A 7,980-nucleotide genomic window follows, 5' to 3' on the forward strand; every position below is an offset into this window, starting at 1 on the left:
CCGGGGGGCCCGGGTGTAGGTCACCGCGCCGTTGTCGCCGCCCCAGCGGTGGGGGCCGGGGGGGGACGCCGCCGTGCCCAGGCTGGTGCTCAACACGCCACCACTGCCGATGTTGGTGGTGCCAACCCGGACGATCGGGGAGGCGCCGACCAGGTATTCCATGACGTCCTGGACCGTGTCGCTGCCGCGGCCACGATGGCTGAACACCCAGCTCACCTGCTCGCCGTTCACCAGGCACACCGTCTGCGACAGGCGGGACACCGCCGAAGCATTGAGCTCCACCAGCTGGGAGCCACTGCGCGCTGGCGTGGCGTTGAAATTGTTCGCCCAGAATTCCATCGCCGCGCCGCTGGCCGGCGCGCCCGGGATGTTGGCGTTGTCGCAGGTCACCGTTTGCGTGGCGATCACCGGGTGGTCGGTGAACCAGCCGGGGACGACGGATTCGCTAATGGTCCTGAAGCAGCTCGCCGCGCCCAGCGCAGGCTGCTCGAAGCTGAGATTGACCAGCGTGCGCTGCACCTGCGCGGTCGCGACGGGCGCGAACAGAGCGAGCAGGCAGGCCAGCGCGGCGCTGGCGCAGGCCTTCGTCCGGTCAGTAAGTGCCCGTGACATTGAGGAACCATCCCTTCTGGTCGTAGTCCAGCACCGTCAAATTGTCGCTGAAGCTGGTGAAATTGTAGCCAATTCCCAGGCGGAAGTTGTCGCCCAGATGGCGGTCGACGCCCACCAGCCAGCCGGCACGGTCGCTGTCGTTCTCCACCACGCGCAGCCATCGGTACTCGGCCAGCGCATCCCACTTCGCCAGCAGGTTGTAGCGGGTCTGCACGGCGGCGAAGTCGGCCGTGGTTTCGAACCAAGGGCCGATGGCGCGGGCCAGCCTGGCCTCGCCCTCGCGGTGCGCAACCTTGCCGGCCAGCTCCCAGTGCTTGTTCAGGCGGTAGATGCCCTCGAGCGAGAAGATATGCGAGCGCTGGTCAAAGTCGGCCAACGTGTCCTGGCCGAGGCTGCTCAGGTCATACAGGTAGGTGTATTTGCCGAGCAGGGCCAGCCGGTCGTTGGCTGCGGGGCGATAGGCGAAGCCCAGGCTGCCTTCGACGAACCGAGCATCGGCCTCGGGATTGACGGCGTCTTCGGTGTCGCCGTAGTTGAAGCGTCCGGCGATGCGCCAGTCGTCGTTGAGGCGCCAGTTGAGCCGGTTGGTGGTAACCCACTGGGTGCGTTCTTCAACGCCGGTGTCTTCGCGGTACTCGAGCTTGCTGCTCCAGTTCACGTCCTGGTCGGTGCGTCCGGCGCTGATGCTCACCGCGCGGCGGTCCACCAGGCCCAGCGCCGATTCCAGCTCGGCCTGCTGCAGCGTGAAGCCCAGCGTCCAGCCCAGGCCCGGGTAGAAGTCCATGCCATAGGTGTGGGCGATGCCGCTTTCCTGGCGTGCCTTCAGGAACTGGCTTTCGTTGAACAGGTTCACCTGCTCCGACACACGCCAGCGCTGGCCAAAGGTCAGACCGGTGGGCGCCGCGCCGTACAGCGGGTCGCCGGCGGTGGTGTCGGTGGAGTGCGTGTAGTTGCCGTACACACTGTGCATGTCGGTCAAGCGGTACTCGGCATTGACGCTGGCGGCGTCGCCGCGCTCGCCCGTGGTCAGCTCCGCGCCAACGCTGGAAAGATTGCCGAACAGGTACTTGCCGCCAAGCGTGAAGGCGTCGTTGCCTTCGTAGTCGCCGCCGTCGTCGCCCAGGGTCACTTGGCCAACGCCGTACAGATCGAAAGACTCACCGATGCGATGGCTGTAGCGCACCGCCGCCAGCGAACCGGTGGCCGAAACGCCGGCGCGGGTCTCGGTGACCGAACGCAGTTCACCGGTGAGCTCGTTGAAGTCCGCCAGGCGCCATTCGGCCATCAGCTGCGCCTGCTCGACACCGTCGGTGCCGCGTTTGGCGTCGCTGTAGCGGCCGGTCAGGCGCAGGTCATCGTTAACCTGCCCGGCGAACTCGGCGCCGTATTCCTCAATCGGCAGGCCTATGTCCTGGCGCGCCACCGAGAAACCGGCATCCACGTCGCGCCACCAGGCGCCCAGGGTCCACTCACGCTCGGTGATGCCACGCTCCAGCAGGTTTACGCGCGCCTCGATGCTGCGGGCTTCACCGTCGCGCGAACCGGCGATCGGATTGAGCCGGGTGAAGCTCAGGCCGCCGTTGTCAGAGAAGAACACCGGCGCACTCGTGGCTTCGCTGCTGGCCTGTTCAAGCTTGAGATAGGTGCCGCGGCCAGCCTGCAGGGTCAGGTCGAGCGCGCCCAGCCGGTAGTCTTCGCCGGCCCGCTGTTCGTCCACGTACGTGCCGCCGACGGCCACGTGGTCGCCCAGCCAGGTGCGGCCGTTGAAGCCCACGGTGGCCTGGTCGGCGCTGAAGCCGACCGGGATGTATTCGTAGTCCACCAGCAGGCGGTTGTCGAAACCGTCCAAGGGGGTGTCACGGATGATCGAAGGCAGGTTGTCGCGCACGATCTGCAGCAGCGGGCGGGTCAGTATCAGGCGGCCCTGCAGCTCGTCGATCTCGTAGTCAACGTCGCGCACCAGGCTGACGCGCGTCTCGACGCGGCCGGTGAGCGGGTCGCGCACTTCCAGCACCACCTGGTCCGAGCCGGGCAGCAGGTCGGTATGGCGCAAGTAGTACAGGCTGCCGCCGGTGCCGAGGAACTCGCTGTGGCCCGGCGCGCTCTGCGCCTCCGAACCGAAGGCCCGCACGGTGTGCCGCGCCTCGCCCAGCGGCGTGCTGGCGCGACTGCGCCAGTTGACTGCGCCGCCGTAAAGGCTGCGTGCGTACTGGCCATACTCGGTGCCGGTGAATCCGGTGACGAAGTTACCCCACAGGGCCTGGCTCTTGTCCCAGTCCACGCGCACGTACATGCGGCCCTGGGTGTCTGCGTCGCGGTACGTGGTGGAGTCGTCACCGTACACGGGGTAGTACTGGTCCGGGTCGAGGCGACGGAAGACGTCGCGCGCATCCGGCTCCAGGAAGCCGTCGAACAGTTCGCTGATCTCGTTCTCGCGCGTGTCGGCCTGCGCCGTCACCAGGTAGCGACCCTTGACCTTGCCCTTGAGGTAGAGCGCCAGCCGGCCTTCGGTGATCAGGTCGTCATAGCGATCGTCCACGCCCACCGGCACCACTGCGCCGCTGATGGCGTTCTCGGACACCGTGACGTCAGCCAACGCCACCACGAACAGGTAGCGACCGGTGACGTCGACGTCGAGCGTGCGCTCGAACTTCTGTGCGCCGTCGCCTACTTCGATGGCGAAACTGTGCTTGCCCACCGGCAGCAGGAACTCGGCGGCGAACCTGCGCTCCAGGTCGACCGGATAGCTCCGGCCGTCGATGCGCAGCGCCTGGCCGGGCGCTATTTCCTCGCCAAGGATGCGCACCCGCGAACCGTAGATGGGGATGTTCTGCAGGCGCAGGTTGCCCTGCCCGAACACGGATTCCGTGAGCTGGCGCTCGGCGATCTCTTCGGCGTCCATGCCAGTGAACCGAGCGTCCGCCTGCGCGCCGATCTGCTGCTGGCTGCGCTTGACGTCCTCGGGTCGCACCAGGGTGAGCGTGTTGGGATAGGTCTCGTCCACGCTGCCGTCGCTGGCAATCGCGCGCAGCACGTAAATCAGCTGGTCGCCCTCGCGAAGGCGCACGTCCGCGGACAGTTCGCCATTCCATTCAAGCTCGCCTACCGCGGCGGCCGGCATCGGCAGGGTTGCCAGCGGTGCCACCAGGTCGGCGTCGGTGCCGCGGTAGATCACCAGCTCGTGGCGTTCGGCAAAAGCCGGGTAGTTGCTGTAGCTCATGAAGCGCACGGGCGAACTGATGCGACCGTTGCTGAACTCCACCAGCGGGTTGGCCTGGACATTCAGGTTCGGCGAGGCGAGCTGGGGGTCTTCGGTGGCCCACAGGACACCACCCCCAGGCAGGTCCAGCGCGAAACGACCGCGCACCTGCGTGCGCCCGGACTGCAGGCGCTCGACGTCGACGCGGCGATCGGACTGCAGCTGGCTGGCGTCGCCAGCGCTGGAGTCCACCTCGCCCCGGCTGCGGATCCGCAGCACGGCCCCGTCACCGTCATCGCAACCGCTGTCGTCGCAGGAAACCCTCGACTCGTCTGCGGCAGGCGCAGGCACCTGGGCCATCGCGCCCACGGGCAGCGTGCCCAGGAGACCGACAAGGGTGTAGTCCAGCAGCTTCATGCGCATCTTCACTACCCGTCGATTCCGGTTCACTTGCCCGCTCCCGGCGCCGCGGCGCCTTCGGTTTCCACCCGCAGCCGGGCACGTTGCTCTGGTGTCAGCCTGGCCTCGATGGCCTGGCGAACCGCTTCCACGCGACGCAGCGACAGCGCCTTGTTGTAGCTCGCATCGCCGCGCACATCGGCATGGCCCGTGAGCGTGACCACGCAGCCGCAGGCCGGGTCGCCCACTTCGCGCGCTATGGCATCGATCAGTGGATCGCTGCCGGCGCGAAGCGTGGCGCGATCGGTGTCGAACAGGACCGATCCGAGCCTGACGCCCTCGCCCACCGACAGCAGGCGGGTCTTGTCGGCCTGCAGCACGTCCACCTGCAGCTGGCCCGCCGGCATGTCACCCAGCAGCGCCAGCAGCTCGGTGCGCACCGCCACCGCCCGCTCGAACGCCAAGGCCTCTTCACCGGCGATGGTCTGGATGCTGACTTCCCCGCCATCGTGGTCTCGGATCTGCGTCACCATCTGCGCCAGCACTTCGCGGTAGCGGCTGCTGACCTCGCTGCTGCCCGGCTGGAAGACCACGATGCCCAGGTCCAGCTCAACCACGCCCTTGGCCTTTGGCGAAGGCGGCATGCGAACACCGAAGTCGAACCGGGTGGGAATGGCCGGGGTGATGCGGCGCATCAGCGGATTGGCCGTGGTGAACTCGGCGCCCTCAGGCAGCGTGCTCTTGTCGACCTTGACCACGAAGTTCTGCCCGCGCATCTGGTTCGAAACCACCAGGCCTTCGATATGGAATCGGCCCTGGGCGTCGGTTTCGCTGACCAGCCCCTCCACCGTGGCCAGGCGGACGCCCGGGATGCCCCGCTCGTCTTCGTCCTGCCAGCCATCACCGTTGCGGTCGTCGAACACCTTGCCCCAGATACGGGTCTGTTCGAAGTCGGGGTCGAGCCCCGCGCCGGTGATCACGGCGGCGGAAGCGGCATTGCTGACCGCGACGCCGAACTGGTACACCGTTGCTTCGTTGACGTACTCACCCGGGACCAGGCCGGCGCCAGCGCGCAGCAGGTACGTGATGGTGGCGGTGCCACCCACCGGGATGTCGATACCGGTAAAGGTGATCGGACGGGTGCCGGTGGTGATGGCCAGGTTGTCCGCGTCCAGGATCGTCTCGCTGCCCGGAACGAATGCGAAGCCCGGCGGCGGTACGTCCACCACGTCGGCGGCCACCACCGGCAGCTGGCCGATGTTGGTGACGGTGAGGGTGTACGACACCAGCGAACCGGCGCTCACATCACGCTTGGCAACCGACTTCTGCAGCACCAGCTTGCCCTGCAGCGGGCGCACGTTGATGGTGACGATCGCCGTGGCGCAGTCACCGTCCGCGTCGCACACCTGGTACGGGAAGGTGACGGGGCCGACGAAACCAGGGGCAGGCGTGTAGATGAAGCTGCCGTCCGGGTTCATCACCACCGTACCGCTGGTGGGCGGGGCCAGCACCGTGTAGCTGCTGCTGCCGTTGCCTGGCGTATCGTTGCCGACCACGCTGCCCGATACCGGCATGCCCTCGTCACCGATGAAGTCATCGTCCACAGCGATGGGGGCGATGTCGACGCCGGCGATCACCACCGTGACCACGGCGTCGCTGCAGTTGGTGGGATTGGCGATCTCGCAGATGCGATAGGTGACCGTGTAGGTGCCCACGGCCGTACCCGGCGCCACCGTCACCTGGCCCGTGGCCGGATCCAGCGTGATGTTCGGGCTGCTGGTGGCGAGCACGGTGATGGTGACGGTGCCCAGAGTTGCCGGGGCACCGTTGAGCGTGTCGTTCACCAGCACGTTGGGAACGGCGATGCCGCCCACGCCGCCGTCGGGCACGGTGCCTTCGTCGTCAACGGCGATGATCTCGCCGGCCAGCTCGGTGATGGTCACGCTGTCCACGGCCGGGACCAGCGTGCCGGCAGTGGGCGTGCCGTTCGCCGTGGCGATGTTCGTGACGCTGCCGGGCGAGCCCGCCAAGTCTGCGGCCTGGATGGTGTAACGGGCAGTGCAGGTCATGGACGAGCCAGGCTGCAGCGTAGTTGCCGGGCAGGACACTGAGGCAATGCGGTCGTCAATCACCGTGATGCCCGTGATGGTGACGTTGCCGGTGTTGGACACCAAGTAGGCGTAGTCGATGACCTGTCCGACCGTGGCGTAGGTCGCCACGGATGCCGTCTTGTCGATGGTAAGCGACGGACTGGCCCCGATCGGCGTGCTGGTGGTGTCCGGCGGCGACGTCGTGCTGCCGCCAACCGGCGTGGTGCCGGTCGCGGTGGCACTGTTGTTCACCCTTCCGGCGTCTACCTCGGCCTGGGTGATCGTGTGCGTACCGTTGCAGGTGGTGCTGGCACCCGGCAGCAGCGTCGTCACCGGGCACACGGCCGGGGCGTCAAGGTTGACGTCGTTGATGACGATGCCGGTGAGCGTGACGTTGCCGGTATTGGTGACCAGGAACGTATAGCCGATCGTGCTGCCAACGGTTAGGCCCGACGGCGTGCCGGCGGTCTTGTCGATGGTCAACGAAGGCGCAGGCGCTGCACCGATCGGCGTGCTCGTCGAATCTGGCGGGCTGGTCGCCGTGCCGCCACCCGGCGTGGTGCCGCTGGCCGTCGCGGTGTTGTTGACCACGCCGGCGTCGACCTCGGCCTGGGTGATGGTGTGCATGCCCGTGCAGGTGGTGGCACCGCCCGGCAGCAGCGTCGTCACGGGGCATACGGCCGGCGCGTCGAGGTTGACGTCGTTGATCACGATATCGGTGATCGTGACGTTGCCCGAGTTGGTGACCAGGAACGTATAGGCGACCGTGCTTCCCACCGTGGCACCCGACGGCGTACCGGCCGTCTTGTCAATCCTCAGCCTCGGAACGGCTGCGAGGGGCGTACTCGTGCTGTCAGGCGGGCTAGTAACCGCGCCACCACCCGGCGCCGTGCCGGTGGCGGTCGCAGTGTTGTTCACGGTGCCAGCGTTTATTTCAGCCAGGGTGATGGTGTGCGTACCGGTGCACGTGGTGCTGGCGCCCGGAGCGAGCGTCGTCACCGGGCACACGGCCGCGGCGTCGAGGTTGGCGTCATTGATAACGATACCGGTGATGGTCACGTTGCCGGTGTTGGTGACCAGGAACGTGTAGCCGATCGTGCTGCCGGGGGAAAAACCGTTCGGCGTACCGGCGGTCTTGTCGATGGTCAGCGCCGGGGCGGCCGTGATCGGCGTGCTCGTCGTGTCCGGCGGGCTCGTGATCGGACCACCCACCGGCGGCGTGCCGCTGGCGGTGGCGCTGTTGTCTACGGTGCCGGCGTTGATCTCGGCCTGGGTGATGGTGTGCGTACCCGTGCAGGTGGTGCTGGCGCCGGGAGCCAGCGTCGTCACCGGGCAAACCGCCGCGGCGTCGAGGTTGGCGTCATTGATGACGATACCGGTGATCGTCACGTTGCCCGTGTTGGTCACCAGGAACGTGTAATCAATCGTGCTGCCGGCGGTCGCGCCGCTCGGCGTGCCGGCGGTCTTGTCGATCGTCAGCGAAGGCGCGGCGGCGATCGGCGTGCTCGTCGTGTCCGGCGGCGACATCGTGGTGCCACCACCCGGCGGCGTGCCGCTGGCGGTCGCACTGTTGTTCACAGTGCCGGCGTTGACCTCGGCCTGGGTGATCGTATGCGTGCCGGTGCAGGTGGTGCTGGCGCCGGGAGCGAGCGTCGTCACCGGGCACACCGCCGCGGCGTC

At 67.5% G+C, this 7,980-nt stretch carries 4 protein-coding genes; 1 reads left to right on the forward strand and 3 read right to left on the reverse strand.

The features are described from left to right. The 3 genes from K0M70_RS07825 to K0M70_RS07835 form a co-directional block, all read right to left on the reverse strand. On the reverse strand, nucleotides 1-612 hold a 612-nt coding region (locus K0M70_RS07825; RefSeq protein ID WP_290781239.1), incomplete at its 3' end, for a hypothetical protein. After that, nucleotides 593-4,228 (reverse strand): hypothetical protein, encoded by a 3,636-nt coding sequence (locus tag K0M70_RS07830; protein ID WP_290781240.1) that lies wholly within the window; start codon nucleotides 4,226-4,228, stop codon nucleotides 593-595. The genes K0M70_RS07830 and K0M70_RS07825, both read right to left, overlap by 20 nt. Nucleotides 4,229-4,257: 29 nt before the next feature. Then, nucleotides 4,258-7,707, reverse strand: coding sequence for an Ig-like domain-containing protein (locus K0M70_RS07835; protein ID WP_290781241.1), 3,450 nt, complete (start codon nucleotides 7,705-7,707; stop codon nucleotides 4,258-4,260). A gap of 19 nt (nucleotides 7,708-7,726) precedes the next feature. On the opposite strand from K0M70_RS07835, the gene K0M70_RS07840 reads away from it, so the two are divergent. Further along, a partial coding sequence (locus tag K0M70_RS07840; protein ID WP_290781242.1) for a hypothetical protein occupies nucleotides 7,727-7,980 on the forward strand: 254 nt, incomplete at its 3' end.

It is taken from the genome of Arenimonas sp. (assembly GCF_019459675.1).
Classification (GTDB): Bacteria; Pseudomonadota; Gammaproteobacteria; order Xanthomonadales; family Xanthomonadaceae; genus Arenimonas.

Bases quoted from the DNA above. Each gene is read 5' to 3' on its own strand.
- K0M70_RS07830 (WP_290781240.1), bottom strand. From the start codon at position 4,228: ATGAAGCTGCTGGACTACACCCTTGTCGGTCTCCTGGGCACGCTGCCC.